Origin of the sequence: Pseudarthrobacter cellobiosi (assembly GCF_023913755.1) — a bacterium.
Taxonomy (GTDB): domain Bacteria; phylum Actinomycetota; class Actinomycetes; order Actinomycetales; family Micrococcaceae; genus Arthrobacter; species Arthrobacter cellobiosi.
Map to the genome: position 1 here is coordinate 37493 of NZ_JAMXBJ010000029.1, position 18873 is coordinate 56365.

Here is an 18873-nt window from a genome sequence, read left to right on the forward strand (position 1 = left end):
AAGGGCAGGGACGACCCCTGCACTCGTGTGCCGCCGTCGTCCTCAGGCCGGGCCAGTTCCGGGCGGACCGCTGAGCACCGTGGGGATGTATTCGAGCAACTGGAGCCGACCGTCGAAGGTCCTGCTGTTCGCCATCTCGAGCGAGATGTCCGGATAGCCTTCGTAGATCCACTCTCTACCGGTGCTGCCCGTGATCACCGGGAAGACAACCAGCCGGAACCTGTCCACAACGCCGGCGGTCAGCAGCGACCGGGCGAGGCTGAGGCTACCCAAGGTGCTCAAGGTCCCGGTCCTGGTCTGTTTCATCTCCCTCACGGCCAAGACCGCGTCCCCGGTGACCAGCTCCGAGTTCGGCCAGGTCAGGGGCGCTTGCAGGGTGGAGGAGAAAACGACCTTAGGCACGGCGGCGAGGCCGGTCAGGCTGGCCCCCTCATTCTCGGAGAATCCCGAGCCGTCGGCCGCGGCCTCTTCTGACATGCCGGACATCAGCCGGTATGTATTCGCCCCGAGTAGGAAGGTGTAGTCCTTCTCCCCCTCCTGCCCGAGCCACGCCAGGTATTCCGGCCCCTCCAGGCCCCACCAGCCTGACCATCCCTCGGCCGATGCATACCCGTCCAGGGAAATGATCAGGTCGACCATCAGGTCCGCTGATGTCGCCTCTGCAGTTGCCTCGCCCATGGCCGACTCCTCAATGGATCGACGTCGGCACCGAGTTGTACAGGTGTGGCATCGGCGCCAGTGCGGGCAATGCTAGCCCTGCAGCGATCAGACGTTCAAGGGGACTCAGGTCCAAACGGTCCGGAAAGTACGATCTGGAGTTGCGCACGGGAGAACGACGGCGGGAGGGACCACCGTCGTTCGCCCGCCGTTGCGCCCTTACCGTCCGCGGACGGGCGCGCTCAGCAGGTCGCCTATGCTGCCCAGGACACTTTCCGTGACGTACTCAATCCCGCCCATCCCGTCCAACTCGGTGAGGATCCCGCGGCCGGCATACTTGGCCACCACGGCCTCCGTTTGCTGGTGGTACAGGTCCAGCCGGTGACGGATGACGCTCTCGTTGTCGTCGCTCCGGCCCGTTTCCCTGGCCCGGCCCAGGAGGCGCGAGACGAGTTCCTCGTCGTCCGCGGTCAACTGCAGGACCACGTCGAGTTTCTGTTCGCCCGCAGCGAGGATTCCGTCGAGGTAGCCCACCTGCGCCACCGTGCGAGGGTAGCCGTCCAGCAGAAATCCCTCTTTGGCATCGTCCTGGCGGATCCGGTTCCGCACCATCTCATTCGTGACGCTGTCCGGCACGAAGTCTCCGTTATCCATATACTTCCGGGCCTCTACACCCAGCGGCGTCCCGCCTTTTACGTTGGCGCGGAAGATATCGCCGGTGGAGATCGCCACAATGCCAAGGCGCTCCGAAATCCGTTCCGCCTGTGTCCCCTTGCCCGAGCCGGGCGGACCCATAATCAGCATTCTCGTCATTCAATACTCCTTGCTGCCTATGTGGACGTCTTCGTCCTGGCCCGATGCTACTGTTCCGGAGGTTGCGGCCGGGCTGCATCGGCGCCTGACAGCAGAGTACGACGGCGGGGGATCTCCGCCGTCGTACTCTCGGTCTATGTGCTGTTACCGGTAGTGCTGGTGCAGTGAGCGGCGGCGCGCGGCCGGCTTCTTGTGCGAGGTGGCCATGGTCGGCTTCGTGGTGAATATCCGCACCCGGCCAGGTGTCAGCCCCGCGCTGAAGCGGGCGCCGGCCCCGCCTTCGGGAGCTCTATCTGCCCGCCGTCATGCGACGCTCTCCCGCGCTCCGGACCGGAACGGAACACCTTCGAAGTACGCGCCCTTAAAGAACAGAAGGGGCTCTGCGCCGTCCCGGGCACCGAGGGCGCGCACCGCCCCCACCACAATGGTGTGGTCGCCGCCGTCGTATTCCTCATGCAGCTCGCAGTCCACCCAGGCGAGGGCCTGGTCCAGCACCGGGTTCCCCAGCGGCGACGCGGAATACTCCACGCCAGCAAACTTCTCGGCACCGGAACGGGCAAACTGCGCGGCAAGGTGCTGGTGCCCGGCAGGCAGGATGTTCACGGTGAAGCGACCGGCCTGCCGCAGTAGGGGCCACGTCCTGCTTCGCCATGTTTCGACTGTCGCCCGCAGTAGCGCCTGATGATCAGGGCCTCCATGAATCGGACAGACCTCCCCCCTGCCGACGGTCGGTGAGACCATACAGGCATGGCACCCATCCAGCGCATCCGCCCCCCAGGGGCTCATCTCGAGCCCGGCCTTCAGCCACGTCGCCATCGTGCCGCCCGGCGCGACCACCATCTACGTCGGCGGCCAGAACGCCGTCGACGTCAACGGCTCGCTCGTCGGCGAGGGCGACGTGGCCGTGCAGTCTGCCCGCGCCCTCGAGAACGCGAGGACCGCGCTCGCCGCAGCCGGCGCTACCCTCGGCGACGTTGTGCAGTGGACAGTGCTCTTCGTCGATGGAGTGGACCTCGCGGCGGCCTACGGGGCGATAGCATCGGAACTCGCCTCCGATGAACCGGCCCTCGTGACCGGAGCGCGTGTCGCGGCGTTGGGCGTGCCCGGCGCACTGGTCGAGATCAGCGCGGTCGCCGCCGTTATGCGGTGAAGGAGATCCCGGCGAGCAGCTGGCCAAGCATCAGTTCATAGTGCTCCACGCTGCCGTAGCGGCTCATCGGCCCCGCCAGTGAGTCGGTGAGCGGGAAGGCCTGCGCCACGCCCGGGTCCACGAGGTCCTCGGCCAGCGCCTCCCCCGCGCCGCCGGTCCGGGCCACCACAAACGACGCCCAGCCGTAGTTAAGGCCGATGATGCCGCTGAACGTTGCCACTGCCGCGTCGCCGCTGATCCCGCCGCGCTCCAGGATCCGCAGCGCCCACTCAGCGTTTCCGCGACGGCGGGTCAGGCCTTGTGCTGCTGTGGTGGTCGTTGGCGATGACGGCGGTGCTGCTGGCGCCGGCGGCAGTCCTGCTGACTGGCGCGCTGTCCGGAGCGGATTCAACCCTGCTGGCGCTGGGGCCGGCGGCGGGCGTGCTGGCCGCCGTCGTACAGTTCCTCGGACTCATCCGCTGGCCGTTCCTGGTGCCCTATCTTGCCCGATCGGCCACCGCTCCTGATGCCTCCGCAGCCCGCAAGGAAGCGGTGGACGTCGTCTTCCAGTCCTTCAACCGCTATCTGGGCGTGGCTGTGGGCGAACATCTGGGCTACCTGTTCAGCGGCGCGTGGAGCGTGCTGGCCGGCGTGGCCATGATCCAGAGCACCGCCGTTCCGGCCTGGCTCGGGATTGTGGGGATCGTCGCCGGCGCAGTGCTGGCACTGTGCTCGCTGGAATTCGTGGGATCGTTCGAACCGCATGGCTGGAAGCTGGCCGCGACGCTGACGCCAGTGACCTACGTTGTGTGGTCGCTCTGGCTGGTGGCGGTCGGCGTGGTCCTGCTGCTCTGAACTTCGCTCACCAAGGACGAGGCTCCTCCTCCGGCCATTCCTCGTGATGCAGCCGTTCCCCTCAGCAGGTCTGGCTGGGACATCCGATCGTTGCTAGCGTGGCGGCATGAGCCCGTCGAAGACCCCGGCCGAGATCCTCAACGTTGCCGGCACTGAGGTGCGGATTTCGAGTCCGGACAAGGTGGTGTTCCCCGAGCCCGGGCTGACGAAGCTCGATCTGGTTCGCTACTACCTCGCCGTCGCGGATGGAGCGCTGCGCGGCGCCGGCGGCCGGCCAATGGTGCTCAAGCGCTTCCCGAAGGGCATCGACGCTGAACCGTTCTTTCAGAAGCGCGTGCCCGAAAACCACCCCGACTTCATCGACACAACAACGCTGCGCTACGCGTCGGGGACATCAGCCGAGGAGGCCGTCATCCGGGATGCTGCGGGCTTGGCGTGGGTGGTGAATCTTGGTTGCCTGGACCTCAACCCGCATCCCGTGCGGGCCGAGGACCTCGAGCACCCGGACGAGCTCCGGGTCGACCTCGATCCGATGCCGGGCGTTGGCTGGTCCCAGATCGTCGAGGTCGCCTACGTCGCGCAGGAGGTGCTCGACGACGTGGGGCTGGTGGGGTGGCCGAAGACGAGCGGGTCGCGCGGACTTCACATCCTGGTGCGAATCGCGCCGCAGCGGTCGTACCGCGACGTGCGGCTCGCAGCGGAGAGCCTCGCCCGCGAGGTCGAAAACCGCGCTCCGGGCCTCGCCACCGCGCGGTGGTGGAAGGAGGAGCGCGGTGAGAGTGTGTTCGTCGACTTCAACCAGAACGCCAAGGACCGGACCGTGGCATCGGCGTACTCGATCAGACCCGTGCCCGACGCCCGGGTCTCAACTCCGCTCACATGGGACGAGGTCCGCTCCACCCGGCCGGAACAATTCACGGTGCGCTCGGTGCCCGAGCGCTTCGCCGACGTGGGTGACCCCCACGCAGGCATCGATGACGCGGTGGGCACCCTCGACGGACTCCTGGCACTGGCGGCCGAGCTCGGCCCCGCCGAGAAGCCGCCGCGCGGCGGCGACGGCTCCGGCCGCCGGCAGTCGCTGATGCCTCTCATTGAGGTGGCCCGCACCAAGACCAAGCCGGAGGCGCTCGCGGCGCTCGATGTGTGGAAGGCCCGGCACGCGGGTCTCGTCCCGGCCCTGCACCCCGCCGATGTGCTCGTCGACGGAATGCGCGGATCAAGCTCGCTCTGGTACCGGGTGCGGGTGAACCTGCAGCACGTCCCTGAACCGGAGCGTCCGCCACAGGAGGAGCTCATCGCCGACTACGACCCATGGGCAGGCAAGGAATGGCCCGGGCGCCCGGGATCCTGACACCCCAACGGAAACCGGAAGAGCGCACGTCGTGCTGGTCTCTAGTTGGATCTTGCCAAGGCCCTCACAATTGCGCTGAAGAACATCCAGCCCGCGCAGACCGGGGCGCCAGCGCTTCCCAGCATCCCACCAAATGTGATAGACGCCACAAGTCTTCGGCATCAAACTAGTTGGATGGAAGATACGGAGAAGCACGACACCATCGCCAAAGTCACCGACCTGCTCGCCGCACGCTATCCCGACGCGCCCCGGCCGCTGGTGGTCCGGGTCGTCACAGAGGAATACGAAACACTGGATGCCGGCCGGATCCGGACCTACATCCCAACCCTTGTCGAACACGGCGCCAGGAACAAACTCCACCGCGAGTTCTCCCACCGGAACAAGGAAACCTGACGTCCCGCCGAACCGCCTCCTCAGCTGGTCAGGGACGCGCCATCTCATTCGGTGTCCACACGACAATTTCGCCGCTTCAAATTGCGGTTCTCTCGGTTATCGGGGCGATCGTTATTTTCCGACTTGGGAAAGCGTCCCCCAGCCGAGACGACAAACACCGTGCGGCCATCTGAGATCAACTCTCGGCGTGTCCTGTAGAGGGTTCCGCGATTGGAGACGCCGCCAATCACCGCTGAGGTAGCCGCAGATACCGTGGCTTCGCGATGCGGTTCAGCACTCCAGCGGTTGGATCATCTCTTCCAGAATTTCGAATTCGCAGGCTTCAGTCAGAGCAAGGGCTTGCACCGTCTCATTGGGTGACAGCCTATGGCGCAGAGCATCGACGCGGCGCCGCTACGTCCAAGTTATTTCGTGAAGAACTGCAGCGTGGGCGTAGGTGTAGAAATTGGATACAGCCCGGTCATCGCGATCTAGAAGCTCACTCATCGGGCATAAGACGATCGTTCGCTCACTTGCCCCATTGGCGACATTGCCGAGGCTGGCTCACATTGAGCTTTTTGGAGTACGCCCCGAAAGCGGCAGCCTCCAAGTCCTGGAATCTTCTCGGTCATTGCACACCGTCCGCGTGAGTAAGTACAGCAGGGCCGAGAGAAATCGCTTTTACAGCGTGACGCAATTTCCTGACACCTTTGCCCCCACCGGACGTGCCGGGCTGGGTCTGAGTTCGGGGGCGACATGATCATGCGGTAAGCAGTGGCCAAGCAGCGCACTGGTCCGATCTGGCAGATTCAGCCGTCTTCCGGCGGTGCACCCGGCCCTGCTGAGGAACCGAACCCTGTATGGCCACTGGCCGGTTTCGTATTCAAGAATGCGTAGTTCCCTAAGCTGCGTGAGTCGATTTAACACCCTGACTGCGATGCTTCCGGACCGCAGGACAGTCCCATCAGGTGGGGCGTAAGAACATCATTGAAACACCCATGGATGCGAACTCCTGGCCCTACGCGCGGCGGTTGGTGACGGCGTCGCTCCCTTCCTTACTAGCGCGGATGAATCGCTTCGCGGAACTAACGGTCGTAGATGTCCCGGGCGCCGGTGTCAAGCCCCGGTGCCGACGTCGTACATCGCTCCCGCCGCAGCGTTTGCCCTAGCCTGCGCCGCGGAACGGCACCGGGGATGACCGTGGTGACGGTCCCATGGGAAGGACACGGCCGACCTAGCGGATGTCGTCAACTGAGGCGAGCGGGTTGTACGAGCCTGCGGGAAGCGACACCGGCCCAGCTACGGTGGGTGGATACTCGGTGTTGTGCATCAATTGTTGAGCCGCCTGTCGGCCACGTTGTCCGGTCCAGGCAAACGGACCGCCGCCGTAAGCCAGCGGCGGGCAAGGATCGTGATGTTGTGCTGGAATGTTGGTGAGTGAAGTGAAGTGTTCCGTCTGCGCCTTATTGGCCGCACTCCTGTGGTTGTGCGGGTGCAACAGTCCAAGCGGTCCGGTCACGGGGCATTCCGGGGTTGTTACCGGGTTCGTCCTGACCGCCCCGGTCTGTCCCGTCGAACGTGTTGGTCAGGAGTGCCCACCGCGCCCCGTATCAGGGGCCGCGGTTGTGGCCTTGGACGGGGATGCCGTCCGGGGCTCAACACAAACCGATAGCACCGGTGCCTTCCATCTGACGCTACCTGACGGTCGTTATGTGATCAGAGCGACCAACGTCGGCGGTTACGCTTCGACGGCTGCCGAGCTTGTGGTCATCTCGGACAGGCCCGTTCACATCACGCTGGTTGTTGACAGCGGGATTCGCTAAGCCTGATCCGCGCAGGGCTGGCAGATGTCGCCGTCACTCGATGCCAGAAGCGATCACATGCACGCTCGTTGCTGTGGCGGCGTGGTGAGCGTAGGCCTGCGGAGCCTGCTAACAGAGCCCACGAGTGGGTTGTCTAGTCTGTGACGCCTACTGCTCGGTAAAGGGGCGGATCAGTCTTCGGGCGTGAGGGTGGCGGCCGCGTCAAGGCATCATCCACGACGATTGCGCCCGTCAAGTTTGTGAGACGGCTTGATTGATTTTCTTCTTACGCTGCTAACTGGTTGATCTTGTTTTGGTATTCGGCGAGGGCGCGTGCCGGGGGCAGGCCCCATTTGTTGGCATGGGGGCCTGCGCCGGTTGTACCAGGATTCGATGTATTCCATCACCGCGGTCCTGGCCGCCATGTGATTGGGAAAATCGTGGTGGTGGATGCTGCCGCGCCAATTCGGGAGAGCACTCGGTTTTTCCGCGGCCAGATCAGCGTGGATGCGCCGGTACCCGTAAGTGCCCTCGGACTCCTCGAAGTAGTGCTGGATCCGCGCTGTGAGGGCCTCGCGGCGGGCAAACGTGGCCGATTGCGGACGGGTGGCCCAGTGATAGAAACCGGGCGTCGGGACGGCCAAGCAGCGGCACATTTTCACCACCGAATTCAGATCGGCGGGCTCGGCTTTTTGGGAATCGATAAATTCATACTTGCTCACTACCGCTGCTCCCGCGCGAAGTAAGCGCTGGCTTTTTCAAGAAGGCAGTCTCCGCCCGCAGGTCTTGAACTCCGCGCTCGAGCTCCTTCAGCCGGGCCCGTTCCGTCACCGTCAGATCCGCCTCCGTGCCACCGTTGGCCTCACGGTACTTGATCAGCCAGTTGCGGAGCGTCTCGGGGCCGACACCGTACGCGGTGGCCACATCCTTGATCGCCCTGGACGTGTTGATCACCTCACGGCACAGCTCGTCCTTGAACTCCTGGGTAAATCGTCTACGTGATGCGGGAAGACGTCAGGGACGTCCTTCCCCCTTCCGGTAATCCCCGCGTTTCTATGGGGCAAGGACTACGCTGCCTGTTCCGCATCCTCAAGGGCCACCGCGTCATATATTTCAACCCGATCAGCACGATACGAACCGGCACCCATGAAACCCACCACCCGATGCCTCTGGCCTCCGCCCAGCTCCGCGACGCGATCAACTCAGCAAACCCGGCACGGGCAGCACTCACAGCGATCGTGGCCTTTCACGGACTGAAATCCGGGCAACTGCGTAAGGTGCAACTGACCGACATCCACCGGGCGCCTCCATCTGGACCAGCGCACCATCCCACTGGCCAAACCGGTCCGGACCGGCTCGCCGTCTGGCTGGCCTACCGTAAACAATGCTGGCCGTCGACGAGGAACCCCCACGTCTTCACTAGCAGGCGCGCGGCCCTGGACAGAGCCCCTGTCGGTGTCCAGCGGATCACCACCTCGATGGGGATGACCGTTCAACAAGCCCGCGAGGACCGGATCCTGCACGAACTGCATGCCGGTGGCGGCGACCTCCGCCGTATCTGCGACATGTTCGGCCTGCTCATCTCCGGAGCGAACCGCTACTCTACCGTCCTGGCTCAACCAGGCCTCAATAGCGGCTAACGCCACACACCTAATGTGCTGGCGCGCCCATCACGACCTCCCGACCTCAGAACATGTGGTTCGATAGCAGCTACACGCGCATCTTCTATGAGTCAACGCGGGTTCTTGACAGCCAGTCCAGGCCTAAGGAATATCAAAGGTGCCGGTGCGCCTGGCTGTCTCTCGGGAGCCGACCTGCGGTCCGGCTTCTCGAAGGGATATCGGATGCAGTCAGCACTCCCTCGTCTCAGATCCTTCCGGAGGGTCGCCACAACCGCCGCAGCCCTTCTGGCGGTCTCTGTCGCGGGTTGCACCAGCGCTCCGGAGCCGCGCGAGTCCAGGTCCCCTGCGGGTGATGTTCGGATCGCTGCTGTCGGTGACATGAACGGCGTCAAGACCTCTGAGCCTGATAGCCCGTCCGGTCGGAACGCTGCGGCGATCACCCGGCTCGTGCAGAACAACGAGATTGACGCGTTCCTAGGGCTCGGGGACTTCCAGTACGACACCGCGTACTGCGATGACTACGTGAACTACTGGACGCCACTGTGGGGAGGCACGATGCCCAAGTTGTACTGGGTGTCCGCCCCCAACCACGACTGGCAACCCGGCCGCAACGAAGACCTCGACAACTTCATGAATGGCCAATGCCCGGGGTCTCCGGAAAAGGCTGCGATCAACCAGCAGCGTGGGTTAATCGGGAACGGGGAACCGTACTCAAAGGACTTCGGGAACTGGCACTTCGCGTTCCTGTCGTCCGCGCACTGGCGGTACAACCCCACGCGGGCTCGGGCGTTGACGAGGTGGCTGGACAAGGACCTCGCTACTGCTAAGGCGGCGGGTAAGCACCTGGCAGTCGTGTACCACGAACCGTACTTCACGTCGAACACGAACGAACATGAGCGGGCCTTTGACCACAAGCCGTGGATCGACGTGATGTGGAAGCACCGGGTCCGTCTGACCCTGTCAGCATCACAACACAACTACGAAAGGTCATGTCCGGTGAACAACGCTGACCAGTGCGTCAGTGACGGGATGACAGCATTCCAGGTTTCCACGGGAGGCATCGGTCTCCGCCCCTTCACTAGCAGTCCGCCGTACATCGTGAAGCGGTTCAGCGACACCCACGGGTTCCTTCGGATGACACTACGAGACGACGGGTCTTTCGACTGGAACTTCGTTCCAACAGCGGGGACGAGCACGGACGCGGGTACGCGTTCCGCACCGTAGTAAAAGCCACCGCCAAGCCCTCCCAGACCCAGGGGCACCATGAAAGTTGGGAGACCGCATGCGCATCGAGGAGCCGTGCTAAGCGACCGTGCGGCCCCATCCTGATAGGCGTAGTTACCACAGTGTGGGCAGGCAACATCCTCGCGGACATGTTGCAACTGAACGACTACCAACCGTCTGAGGCGGTGAATGGAATTTTTATGGCCCGTTTGCCGCTGCCCTGCTGCGGGAGCCGCGGGCTTCGTAGCGTTCCCATTTCCACCCCTGCAGATCACCCTGCGTCCGACGGCGGTGCTGCCGCCGGCTTTTCTGCCATCCGCAGGCCTGTCAGCGACGGGGCATACCGCCTTCAAGGGCGGGGTGGCGAGGACCTGCTGCAGTGCCTGGCTCTGGGTGAAGCCGCGGTTGAGGGCATGCCTGATGAGCTGGCGTTGGCCGGGTTCGGTGATGCTGCGGATTTCTCGGACATCGTGGAGGGGCTCCCCCGCCGGGTCGACTACCTGCAGCTGCGGATGCTGTGGACAGGACCCGCACCGCGGCAATCAACGCGGCCGGACCAGCCAGCAAGGCCGCCGGCTGGACCGGCCTGGGGCACCGAAGCCACTCTCCTGCCCGGCGACAATGCCTCGGCAACCGGGACCGACTCCGGGGCGGGTTCCGTTCCGGGGGCACCACCTGCGGCTTCAGCAGCCCTGGATGCCGCCAACACCACGGCGCCGGCGACGGTTCAGGGGGCGGTGCCGGTTCTGGGCCGGTGGAAGACGGGTGCCGGAACATCGCCGAGTTCCTGCGCGTCAGGCTGTGGATCAGCGCCGGGGAAGCCCGCAGCCGCCTGGCCCTGGCCGCCGCCGTACTCCTCGGCACCGACATCACCGGCCAGCCCACACCCCCGGCCTGGGAACACACCGCCACCGACCTGGCCGCCGGAACCATCGCCTCCCGCGCCGGAACCATCATCACTACCGCCCTGCAAAAAGCCCGGCCCATCGCCGAACCCGCCATCCTGCACAAAATGGAAGCCAAGCTCATCCGCACCGCGATCGAGAACGACCACGACCACGACCACGACCCCGACCCCGACCCCGACCCCGACCCCGACCCCAAAATACTGGCCCTGCCCGGGCCTGCATGGATCAACCAACCCAAGGAAAACACCGAACAGTCAGCCGCCTAACTCCCGTTGGTACCGTTCAGCTTGAAAAATTCCGCCGCGACGCCGGCAACAACTCCTTCAGGTCTTACCTGCTCCACCCAGACGACGAGACGGCTTGGTATCCCCTGGCGTTCCTGGGGGGCAGAACTTTGATGTTTGTCTTGAGTTTTAGGCAGCGTTTGGAAGGCCGGCTCATCGTTGTCCTGTCCAACAACGAGAGCTGCGCCGTCACCCGCTCCGCCACCGCCGGGTCTCGTGAGTCCGTGGTCTGCTGGGGCGACGAAACGCAGATCCCACTGATGATCGACTAAAAGGCCTGACCCGTGGCCCGGATCGCCACTTCTGAGACGTCGACGCCGGCGGGCTGGGACAAAGCCCAAAGAAACGCCCCGGCCACGGATTCAGGTGCGATAGCGGCGTCGGTCGCTTCCTTCCACAACGGCGTGTCCACGTGGCCCGGAGCGATGTGCAGTACCCGGACTCCGGTGCCCACGAGCTGTTGGCGGAGCGATTCAGCGTAGCCGGTGACAGCCCACTTGGTGGCGGTGTACAGATTGCCCGGATACACCTTGCGGCCGGCCGTGCTGCCTATCAGCACGAAGTGGCCGCGGTTGATGGTGAGCTCCGGCAGCGCAGCCTTCGCCAGGACTGCCGGGCCGTAGACGTTGGTGAGCACCATGTCCCGCCAGCGCTCCGGGTCCCCGTCAGCCAAGTCGCCGGGAACCGAGAACCCGGCATTGGCAACCGCCACGTCCAGCCCTCCCATGGCGTCGACCGCGGCAGCGACCGCGCCGCGGGTCTGCTCCCAGTCCCCTGCGTCGGCTGCAACGCCATTCACGTTCCCCAGCGCCGAACACGACTCAACAAACTCCGCCAGTCGCCGGGCGTCGCGCCCGGTGGTAAACACGGAGTGTCCGGCGCGGAGGGACTCGCGGACCAGGGCGGCACCGATCCCGCTGGTGCCGCCCGTGACAAGTATGCGAAGCATCAGTAAGGGTCCGCGATGCCGATGTAGCGGGTCTCGAGGTACTCCTCGATGCCCTCCGTGCCGCCTTCGCGGCCCAGGCCGGACTGCTTGACGCCGCCGAACGGGGCCGCCGGGTTGGACACGATGCCGGTGTTCAGGCCGAACATCCCCACGTCCACCTTTTCGGAGAGCCGCAGCCCGCGGTTGAGGTCGCAGGTGTAGGCGTAGGCCACCAGGCCGAACTCCGTGTCGTTGGCAAGGGCGATCGCCTCGGCTTCGGTCCGGAAGCTGACCACCGGCGCCACGGGACCGAAGACCTCCTCTTGCAGGATGCGCGCAGTGGCGGGCACATTGCTCAGGACCGTGGGCGGGTAGAAGTACCCGTCACCGTCCGACGGCGCTCCGCCGGTGAGTGCCGTGGCTCCCCCGGCGACCGCGTCCCGGACCAGTTCGTCCACCTTCGCCCGGCTCTTGGCATCGATCAGCGGCCCGATGTTGGTGCCTTCCGCCGAGCCGCGGCCCAACTTCAGGGACGCCATCCGTTCCGCGAGGCGCCGGCTGAACTCGCCGAGCAGCGATTCGTGCACGATGAAGCGGTTGGCAGCGGTACAGGCCTCGCCCATGTTCCGCAGCTTGGCCAGCATGGCGCCGTCCAGGGCGGCATCCAGGTCGGCGTCCTCGAACACCAGGAAGGGCGCGTTCCCGCCAAGTTCCATGGAGGTCCGCAGCACCTGGTGGGCGGAGTCGGCGATGAGTTGACGGCCCACGCCGGTGGACCCGGTGAAGGAGAGCTTGCGGAGGCGGCTGTCCCGGACCAGGGGTCCCGTCACCTCGCCCGGACGCGTGGTTGGGATCACGTTCAGGACGCCGGCAGGCAGGCCGGATTCCCGGAAGACTTCGGTGAGCAGGAGCGCCGTCAGCGGGGTCAGGTTGGCGGGCTTGAGCACCATGGTGCAGCCGGCCGCGATGGCCGGGGCGATCTTGCGGGTGGCCATGGCCAGCGGGAAGTTCCACGGCGTGATGAACAGGCACGGGCCGACGGGGCGCTTGGTGACCAGCAACCGGGACTTGCCGTCCGGTGCCGTGGAGTAGCGGCCGGAGATGCGGACGGCTTCCTCGGAGAACCAGCGCAGGAACTCGGCACCGTAGGCGACTTCGCCGCGGGATTCGGCCAGCGGCTTGCCCATTTCCAAGGTCATGGCGAGGGCGAAATCCTCGGCCCGGGCGGTGACCAGTTCGAAGGCGCGGCGCAGGATCTCGCCGCGTTCGCGCGGCGGCGTCGATGCCCAGCTGTCCTGGACCCGCGCGGCGGCGGCAAGCGCACGGTCGCCATCGGCCGGGGAGGCGTCGGCGATCCAAGCCAGGGTGGCACCAGTGGAGGGATCCTCGACGGCGGAGGTGCCGCCGTCAGACGCGTCCGTCCACTCGCCGTCGATGAAAAGCTGCGTCGGCAGTGTCGCGAGGAACTCCCGCTCCTTGTTGGTGACGGACGTTTCGGCCAGGGCGGGGGCAAGGGTGTTTTCCACTTAGAGCGCTTTCTCGAGGATGGTGCGGATTTCGACGGCGGTGGGCGGCACCGGGGTGTTGTTGATGACGGAATCGGCCAGGGTGTCTTCCACGAGCGAGTCCAGGTCGGCTTCGGTCACGCCGAAATCGGCCAGCCGCGCGGTCATGCCCACTTCGCGGGCCAAGCCGGCGACGGCGGTCACGGTCGCCTCCGCGTTGGTCTCCACCGTGGCTGCTGTGTCCCCCACGCCCAGTGCGAAGGCGAGGCGGGCGGTACGGTCCAGGCGGTTGCGCAGGTTAAGCCGCAGCACGTCCTCGATCACCTGGCAGAGGGCCAGGCCGTGCGGGATGTTGAAGCGGCCGCCCAGCGGGTGGGCGATGGCGTGCACCAGGCCCAACCCAGTGTGCGAGAACCCGACCCCGGCGATGTGGGAGGCCAGGAGCAGCTGGGACCGCGCCTCGATGTCCGTTCCGTCGGCGACGGCGCGGGGCAGGAACTCGGCCACCATGGACACCACCTGCAGGGCGATGCCGTCCGAATACGGGTTCTGCCGGATGGACAAGTAGGACTCGATGGCGTGCGTGAGGGCGTCCATGCCCGTAGCCGCGGTGGCTTTCGGCGGCAGGCCCAGGGTCAGTTCCGGGTCGAGCACGGCGGCCTTGGGGAGGGCGGATTCGTGGCCGACGTAGAACTTGCGGTGGGCGTCGACGTCGGTGACCACGCCGAAGGCGTTGACTTCGGCTCCGGTGCCGGCCGTCGTCGGGACCGCCACGATGGGCAGCGCCGGGTTCGCGAAGTGGTTGCTGTAGTCCAGGCCGGCGCCCCGGGCGGGGTTTACAGCGCCTAGGGAGATTCCCTTGGCGGCGTCCATGGAGGAGCCGCCGCCCACCGGCACCAGGACGTCCACTCCGGAGGACGCGGCAAGGTCGGAACCGGCGTCCACGCACGTGGTCGTGGGGTTGGGGGTGACACCGTCGAACACGGTGACGGCCAGCCCAGCGGCCTCAAGGGAGGCGCGGACCGCCGTCACAACGCCGGTGGTCGCGAGGAACGGATCCGTGACGATCAGTGCCGACTTGCCGCCGAGCGAGGCCACGATCCCGCCCACCTCGGCCACCCGGCCGCGGCCGAAGTACGCGGTGGGTTTGGGGTCCAAGGTCAGTTCGGTGGAGGCGAGCTCCGCGTGGATCTGCATCCGGGTGTGCATGTCAGGCTCCTTCTGCCGGGGTGGCGGCTGCGGTCCGCAGTTGCACGCCGATGGCGTCTTCGTAAAGTTTCACGGGGGTCATTTCGCCGGCCTTGTCGCCGTAAAGGGCCTTGGCCCGGCGGTAGAGCTGTTCCACCAGGGAGGACAGTTCCACGGGGACGCCCACTGAGCGGGCCAGGTCCACGGAGAGTCCCAGGTCCTTGCAGGCGAGGGCGATCGCGAAGCCTTCGTCGTAGTCGCCGTGGTTGAGGATGGACAGGACGTCGTTCTCGACGAAGTTGGAGTTGGCCGGGCTGGCGATGAGGGCCTGGCGCAGGACTTCGAGGTCCACGCCTGCCTTGACGCCGGTGCTCAGGACCTCGGCGGTGGCCACGAGGTGGGAGAACCACAGCTGGTTGATCATGAGTTTCACGGCGTAGCCGGCGCCGTGGCCGCCCACATGCAGGATCCGTTCGGGGTCGCCCATTGCCTCGAAGACGGGGCGGAGGCGTTCGACGTCGGTGCTATCGCCGCCGACGAAGATCTGCAGCATGCCGTTCGCGGCGCCCACTGACATGCCGCTGACGGGGGCATCCAGGACGCGGATGCCGCGGGCGGCGCCGGCCTCGCGGAAGCGGTTAGCCACGTCGGGGACGGAAGTGGACATGTCCACCCAGGTGCCGCCGTCGGGCAGTCCATCCAGGATGCCGCCGGGCGTCATGGCCACCGTTTCGACTTGCTTGGGTGTGGGGAGCATGGTGATGACGACGTCAGAGCCGGCGGCGACGGCCGCGGCGCTGTCCGCCCACTCGGCGCCGTTGGCGAGGAGTTCCGCGGCGGATTCCTTGCGGACGTCGTTGACGATCAGCTGGAAGCCGGCGGCCTGGAGGTTCCGGGTCATGCCGGAGCCCATGTTGCCCAGGCCAATGAAACCGATGCGGGCGGTTCCGGGCAGCAGGGGCTGGGTTCGGGCGCCGGCGGAGGGTTGGTGGGTTGTTGCAGTCATATCAGGTCTCGTTTTCCGGGGAGTCAGGCGTCGTCCAGGGCTGTATCGCCGAGGTTGATCCAGGTGGTTTTGAGGGCGGAGTAGGCATCCAGGGCGTGCAACGAGCGGTCCCTGCCGAAGCCGGATTCCTTGAAGCCGCCGAAGGGGGTGATGATGTCAGCAACATCGAAGGTGTTCACCCAGACGGTCCCGGCGCGCAGTTCGCGCGCCGCCGTGTGAGCCTTGGTGATGTCTTGGGTCCAGATGCTCGCGGCCAGGCCGTATTTGGTGTCGTTCGCCATCCGGATGCCCTCCGCGGCGCCACGGAAAGTGCTGACGGCCAGGACCGGGCCGAAGATTTCTTCCTGCCCGATGCGCCCGGCGTTGTTGACCCTGTCCAGGACTGTGGGCTCGAGGTAGTAGCCGCTTTCGACGCCGACCGGCCGGACCCGGGTGCCGCCGCTAGCAACGCTGATGCCCTCGGAATCGGCGATTTTGTAGTAGCCCAGAATGGTTTCCAGCTGCTTGTCGTCGATGATTGCACCGATCTGCGTGGCGGGGTCCAGCGGGTCGCCCAGCTGCAGGGAGCGGCCCACCTTGATGACCTCTTCCAGCAGCTCGTCGTGCACCCGTTCGTCCACCAGCAGGCGGGAGCCGCCGTGGCAGGTCTGGCCGGCGTTGTAGAAAATGCCCCAGGCGACTGCGGACGCGCACGCGGCGATGTCGCCGACGTCGTGCAGCACTACTTGGGGTGACTTGCCGCCCAGCTCAAGGGCCACCTGCTTGCCGTTGGATTCGGAGGCGTAGCGCTGGAAGTAGCGGCCCACCTCCGGGGATCCGGTGAAGGTGATCTTGTCCACCAGCGGATGGCGGCCCAGCGCGGCGCCGGCCACCTCGCCCAGTCCGGGGATGACGTTGAAGACGCCGTCCGGCACCCCGGCCTCACTGGCGAGTTCGGCCAGGCGGAGGGCGCTGAGGCTGGTCTGCTCCGACGGTTTGAGGACCACCGAGTTGCCTGCCGCGAGGGCGGGGGCCACCTTCCAGGCGGAGATGATCAGCGGATAGTTCCAGGGCACGACGGCGCCGATCACGCCGAGCGGTTCGCGCGAGATGATCGCCAGGGCGTTGCGCGGGGTGGGTGCGACGTCGTCGTACACCTTGTCCAGGGCTTCGGCGTACCAGCGGAAGGTACGGGCGCAGCTGGGGACGTCGACGCCGAGGGCGTCGCTGATGGGGTGGCCGCTGTCGGTGGATTCGAGCAGCGCGAGTTCCTCGAGGTTTTCGAGGATCAGGTCGGAGAGCCGGGTGAGGACCTGCTGCCGGTGGCGCCGGTCGGTCCGCGACCATGCCCCGGATTCGAAGGCCCGGTGGGCTGCCTCCACGGCGTCGTCCACGTCCTGTTCCCCGGCGGCCGCCACGTGGGCGGTGACCGAGCCGTCCCGCGGGCTGACGGTGGGGAACGTTTCGCCGTTGCGGGCGTCCCGGAAGGCGCCGCTGATGTACAGGCCCGTGGACGGACGCTGGGCGGCGGCCCGCTGGACCCAGTCGTTCTTTGTTGCTGTCATGGCGTGTTCCTTAGACCGAGTACTTCTTGACGGCGTCGTAGTCGATGACGGCGCCCAGGCCCGGGAGGTCCGGGACCCGGAGCGCGCCGTCGCCGTCGATGTCCAGCGGCTCCATAAAGAAGTCGCGGCGCTCTGGCATCCATCCGGGCGGATCGTAGGGGAATTCCAAGTACGGCCCGGCATCCACACCTGCGGCCACGTGCAGGTTGGCCAGCAGGCCCAGGCCGTTGCTCCAGGTGTGCGGCGTGAAGAAGCGGTGCTTGAGGTTGGCGGTCTCGGCCACCTGCCGGGCCCGGTACATTCCCACAGCGAGGGACACGTCCGGCTGGTAGATGTCGTAGGCGTCGGCCTCGATCAGGGCCATCATTTCGGCCATGCTGCGGACCATTTCGCCACCGGAGACCTGGATGCCGGTCTGTTCGCGGACGCGCTGCGCGCCCTTGATGTCCGCCTGCGGCAGCGGCTCTTCCAGCCAGCGGACGTCCAGTTCGGCCAGCTGGGAGGCCAGCCGGTGCACCTTGGCGAGCTCCAGGGCGGGCTCAATGTCACCGCTCATGCGCCACATCTGGTTCAGGTCCACCATGAGGTCAAAGTCACTGCCTACCGCTTCGCGGGCGGCCCGGACGGATTCAACGCCTTCCTCCAGGCGGTCGCGGGAGATGCGGATCTTCATGGCCTTGAAGCCGCGGTCCTTGGCTGCAAGCGCGGATTCGGCCCGCGCGGCCGGGGCCTTCAGCTCGCCGGAGGAGGCGTAGGCAACCAGGCGGTCGCGGGCGCCGCCGAACAGAGTGGCGACGGGGAGCCCGGCCACCTTGCCGATGATGTCCCAGAGCGCTGCCTCGAGCGGCCAGTAGCGGCCGCCGTGGAAGTTGATGGTCTCGATCCGGCGGACCTGGTTGAGGATGGCCAGCGGATCGGTGCCGATGAACAGGTGCTCGTAGGCTTCGAAGCCGTCCATGGTGTCGCCGGAGCCCACACCGGTGATGCCTTCGTCGGTGTCCACCTCCACCAGGGTGGCCGGGAAGGAGGTGCGGGGTACCGGGTCCCAGGCCGCGTTGAAGGGCGGGTCCAGGGGCAGAACCATGCGGGTCAGCCGGATTGCGGTGATCTTCATTGTTGTCAGCCTCGCGGAGTAAAGAAAGGGTTGGACGGGGAGTTGCGTGCTTCGATCACGGCTGCCGTGGAGGGCAGCTGCCGGGCACCGTTTTCCAGGGCCGTGCGGGCGGATTCGCGGTTGTTGCGGTAGACGGCCTCTTCGTCGTCCGCGGCGGGGTTGACCCAGACGGCGGCGATCACCACGTGGGAATCGGCCTGCGCCTCGGTGACGGTTCCGCTGGCCAGGGCGTCCGCGACGCCCGCTGCGATGCCGGCCTGTGCCGCGCCCCAGATCAGGTGGCCGTGCCGGTCATTGGCGGGGGCTGCCTTGGTGACGAACAGGGTCAGCGGCTTGACCGGAAGGGAGGGCCGCAGCACGGTGACGAACGGTACGTGGCCCGCGCTGGGCGTTGCCAGGGCCGTGGCCCAGGCGGTACCCGCCGGTCCGTTCCGGTTGCCGAGGACGGTGTTCACGTGGGCGGCGTTGACGCCATCGCCGATGAAGGATTCGCCGATCTGGACTGCCTGCTGGGCCGAGGGCGGCTGAACTGAGGTCTGCTGCTGTGAAGTCTGCGTTTCAGTGGTCATCC

General features: G+C 66.2%; 19 protein-coding genes and 2 pseudogenes. 9 read left to right on the forward strand and 12 right to left on the reverse strand.

Annotated elements, in window-relative coordinates:
* Positions 1 to 42 precede the first annotated feature (42 nt).
* The 3 genes from NG696_RS03020 to NG696_RS21055 form a co-directional block, all read right to left on the reverse strand.
* Positions 43 to 678 carry a dihydrofolate reductase family protein gene (locus NG696_RS03020; RefSeq protein ID WP_252568743.1) on the reverse strand — a complete coding sequence of 212 codons (636 nt, stop codon included), beginning with the start codon at positions 676 to 678 and terminating at the stop codon, positions 43 to 45.
* 198 nt (positions 679 to 876) lie between these two features.
* Positions 877 to 1461, reverse strand: a complete 585-nt coding sequence (locus NG696_RS03025) for an adenylate kinase (RefSeq protein ID WP_252569434.1) — start codon at positions 1459 to 1461, stop codon at positions 877 to 879.
* Positions 1462 to 1773: 312 nt separating this feature from the next.
* A complete protein-coding gene (locus NG696_RS21055) occupies positions 1774 to 2310 on the reverse strand; it encodes a flavin reductase family protein (protein WP_374211167.1) in 537 nt (178 codons plus the stop codon).
* Between NG696_RS21055 and NG696_RS03035 the strand changes: the two genes are divergently transcribed.
* Entirely contained in the window at positions 2288 to 2620 is a 333-nt protein-coding gene (locus tag NG696_RS03035) for a RidA family protein (RefSeq protein WP_252573961.1), read from the forward strand. The genes NG696_RS21055 and NG696_RS03035 overlap by 23 nt on opposite strands.
* Here the strand turns inward: NG696_RS03035 and NG696_RS03040 are convergent.
* The gene (locus tag NG696_RS03040; RefSeq protein ID WP_252568745.1) at positions 2610 to 2840 is read right to left on the reverse strand and encodes a hypothetical protein; all 231 of its coding nucleotides are present in this window, start codon (positions 2838 to 2840) and stop codon (positions 2610 to 2612) included. The genes NG696_RS03035 and NG696_RS03040 overlap by 11 nt on opposite strands.
* 50 nt (positions 2841 to 2890) lie before the next feature.
* Between NG696_RS03040 and NG696_RS03045 the strand changes: the two are divergent.
* From NG696_RS03045 to NG696_RS21060, 4 genes and pseudogenes are all read left to right on the forward strand, one after another.
* Positions 2891 to 3454 (forward strand): annotated as a pseudogene (locus NG696_RS03045) (DUF4386 domain-containing protein); the annotation flags it as partial.
* Between the two features lie 106 nt (positions 3455 to 3560).
* A complete protein-coding gene (ligD, locus tag NG696_RS03050; protein ID WP_252573963.1) occupies positions 3561 to 4805 on the forward strand; it encodes a non-homologous end-joining DNA ligase in 1245 nt (414 codons plus the stop codon).
* A gap of 174 nt (positions 4806 to 4979) precedes the next feature.
* The gene (locus tag NG696_RS03055; protein ID WP_252568748.1) at positions 4980 to 5198 is read left to right on the forward strand and encodes a three-helix bundle dimerization domain-containing protein; all 219 of its coding nucleotides are present in this window, start codon (positions 4980 to 4982) and stop codon (positions 5196 to 5198) included.
* 1406 nt (positions 5199 to 6604) lie between these two features.
* Positions 6605 to 7000, forward strand: coding sequence for a carboxypeptidase-like regulatory domain-containing protein (locus tag NG696_RS21060; protein ID WP_374208702.1), 396 nt, complete (start codon positions 6605 to 6607; stop codon positions 6998 to 7000).
* A 432-nt stretch (positions 7001 to 7432) separates the two neighbouring features.
* Here the strand turns inward: NG696_RS21060 and NG696_RS03060 are convergent.
* Positions 7433 to 7978, reverse strand: a pseudogene (locus NG696_RS03060) (transposase); the annotation flags it as partial.
* Positions 7979 to 8142: 164 nt separating this feature from the next.
* Between NG696_RS03060 and NG696_RS03065 the strand changes: the two are divergent.
* The 4 genes from NG696_RS03065 (at position 8143) to NG696_RS03080 (ending at position 11289) form a co-directional block, all read left to right on the forward strand.
* On the forward strand, positions 8143 to 8619 hold the full coding sequence (locus tag NG696_RS03065; protein ID WP_252573966.1) for a hypothetical protein: 477 nt from the start codon (positions 8143 to 8145) through the stop codon (positions 8617 to 8619).
* Positions 8620 to 8979: 360 nt separating this feature from the next.
* A complete protein-coding gene (locus NG696_RS03070; protein ID WP_252568750.1) occupies positions 8980 to 9825 on the forward strand; it encodes a metallophosphoesterase family protein in 846 nt (281 codons plus the stop codon).
* Between the two features lie 517 nt (positions 9826 to 10342).
* On the forward strand, positions 10343 to 10999 hold the full coding sequence (locus tag NG696_RS03075; protein ID WP_252573968.1) for a DUF222 domain-containing protein: 657 nt from the start codon (positions 10343 to 10345) through the stop codon (positions 10997 to 10999).
* 140 nt (positions 11000 to 11139) lie between these two features.
* Positions 11140 to 11289: a hypothetical protein gene (locus tag NG696_RS03080; protein WP_252568752.1), complete on the forward strand. Its 150-nt coding sequence runs from the start codon at positions 11140 to 11142 to the stop codon at positions 11287 to 11289.
* On the opposite strand, the gene NG696_RS03085 is transcribed toward NG696_RS03080, so the two are convergent.
* Genes NG696_RS03085 through fae form a run of 7 tightly spaced genes read right to left on the reverse strand, consistent with a single transcriptional unit; the run spans position 11286 to position 18871 of the window.
* Positions 11286 to 11966: an SDR family oxidoreductase gene (locus tag NG696_RS03085; protein WP_252568753.1), complete on the reverse strand. Its 681-nt coding sequence runs from the start codon at positions 11964 to 11966 to the stop codon at positions 11286 to 11288. The two genes, NG696_RS03080 and NG696_RS03085, sit on opposite strands and share 4 nt — an antisense overlap.
* Entirely contained in the window at positions 11966 to 13447 is a 1482-nt protein-coding gene (locus NG696_RS03090; protein ID WP_252573985.1) for an NAD-dependent succinate-semialdehyde dehydrogenase, read from the reverse strand. The genes NG696_RS03085 and NG696_RS03090 overlap by 1 nt, the downstream gene beginning before the upstream one ends.
* A 24-nt stretch (positions 13448 to 13471) precedes the next feature.
* The gene (locus NG696_RS03095) at positions 13472 to 14659 is read right to left on the reverse strand and encodes an iron-containing alcohol dehydrogenase family protein (protein WP_252568755.1); all 1188 of its coding nucleotides are present in this window, start codon (positions 14657 to 14659) and stop codon (positions 13472 to 13474) included.
* 1 nt (position 14660) lies between these two features.
* The gene (locus NG696_RS03100) at positions 14661 to 15644 is read right to left on the reverse strand and encodes an NAD(P)-dependent oxidoreductase (protein ID WP_252568756.1); all 984 of its coding nucleotides are present in this window, start codon (positions 15642 to 15644) and stop codon (positions 14661 to 14663) included.
* A gap of 23 nt (positions 15645 to 15667) precedes the next feature.
* Entirely contained in the window at positions 15668 to 17188 is a 1521-nt protein-coding gene (locus NG696_RS03105; RefSeq protein WP_252573970.1) for an aldehyde dehydrogenase, read from the reverse strand.
* Positions 17189 to 17198: 10 nt separating this feature from the next.
* Positions 17199 to 18302: a mandelate racemase/muconate lactonizing enzyme family protein gene (locus tag NG696_RS03110; RefSeq protein WP_252573972.1), complete on the reverse strand. Its 1104-nt coding sequence runs from the start codon at positions 18300 to 18302 to the stop codon at positions 17199 to 17201.
* A 5-nt stretch (positions 18303 to 18307) separates the two neighbouring features.
* Positions 18308 to 18871, reverse strand: a complete 564-nt coding sequence (gene fae, locus NG696_RS03115; protein ID WP_252568759.1) for a formaldehyde-activating enzyme — start codon at positions 18869 to 18871, stop codon at positions 18308 to 18310.
* Positions 18872 to 18873: the final 2 nt, after the last annotated feature.

Excerpts from the sequence above, each read along its gene's own strand:
- NG696_RS03085 (WP_252568753.1), bottom strand. The coding sequence starts at position 11,966 with ATGCTTCGCATACTTGTCACGGGCGGCACCAGCGGGATCGGTGCCGCC.
- NG696_RS03100 (WP_252568756.1), bottom strand. The coding sequence starts at position 15,644 with ATGACTGCAACAACCCACCAACCCTCCGCCGGCGCCCGAACCCAGCCC.
- NG696_RS03065 (WP_252573966.1), top strand. The coding sequence starts at position 8,143 with ATGCCTCTGGCCTCCGCCCAGCTCCGCGACGCGATCAACTCAGCAAAC.
- NG696_RS03095 (WP_252568755.1), bottom strand. The coding sequence starts at position 14,659 with ATGCACACCCGGATGCAGATCCACGCGGAGCTCGCCTCCACCGAACTG.
- NG696_RS21060 (WP_374208702.1), top strand. The coding sequence starts at position 6,605 with ATGTTGGTGAGTGAAGTGAAGTGTTCCGTCTGCGCCTTATTGGCCGCA.
- NG696_RS03055 (WP_252568748.1), top strand. The coding sequence starts at position 4,980 with ATGGAAGATACGGAGAAGCACGACACCATCGCCAAAGTCACCGACCTG.
- NG696_RS21055 (WP_374211167.1), bottom strand. The coding sequence starts at position 2,310 with ATGGTGGTCGCGCCGGGCGGCACGATGGCGACGTGGCTGAAGGCCGGG.
- ligD (WP_252573963.1), top strand. The coding sequence starts at position 3,561 with ATGAGCCCGTCGAAGACCCCGGCCGAGATCCTCAACGTTGCCGGCACT.
- NG696_RS03110 (WP_252573972.1), bottom strand. The coding sequence starts at position 18,302 with ATGAAGATCACCGCAATCCGGCTGACCCGCATGGTTCTGCCCCTGGAC.
- NG696_RS03020 (WP_252568743.1), bottom strand. The coding sequence starts at position 678 with ATGGGCGAGGCAACTGCAGAGGCGACATCAGCGGACCTGATGGTCGAC.
- fae (WP_252568759.1), bottom strand. The coding sequence starts at position 18,871 with ATGACCACTGAAACGCAGACTTCACAGCAGCAGACCTCAGTTCAGCCG.
- NG696_RS03105 (WP_252573970.1), bottom strand. The coding sequence starts at position 17,188 with ATGACAGCAACAAAGAACGACTGGGTCCAGCGGGCCGCCGCCCAGCGT.
- NG696_RS03025 (WP_252569434.1), bottom strand. The coding sequence starts at position 1,461 with ATGCTGATTATGGGTCCGCCCGGCTCGGGCAAGGGGACACAGGCGGAA.
- NG696_RS03070 (WP_252568750.1), top strand. The coding sequence starts at position 8,980 with ATGAACGGCGTCAAGACCTCTGAGCCTGATAGCCCGTCCGGTCGGAAC.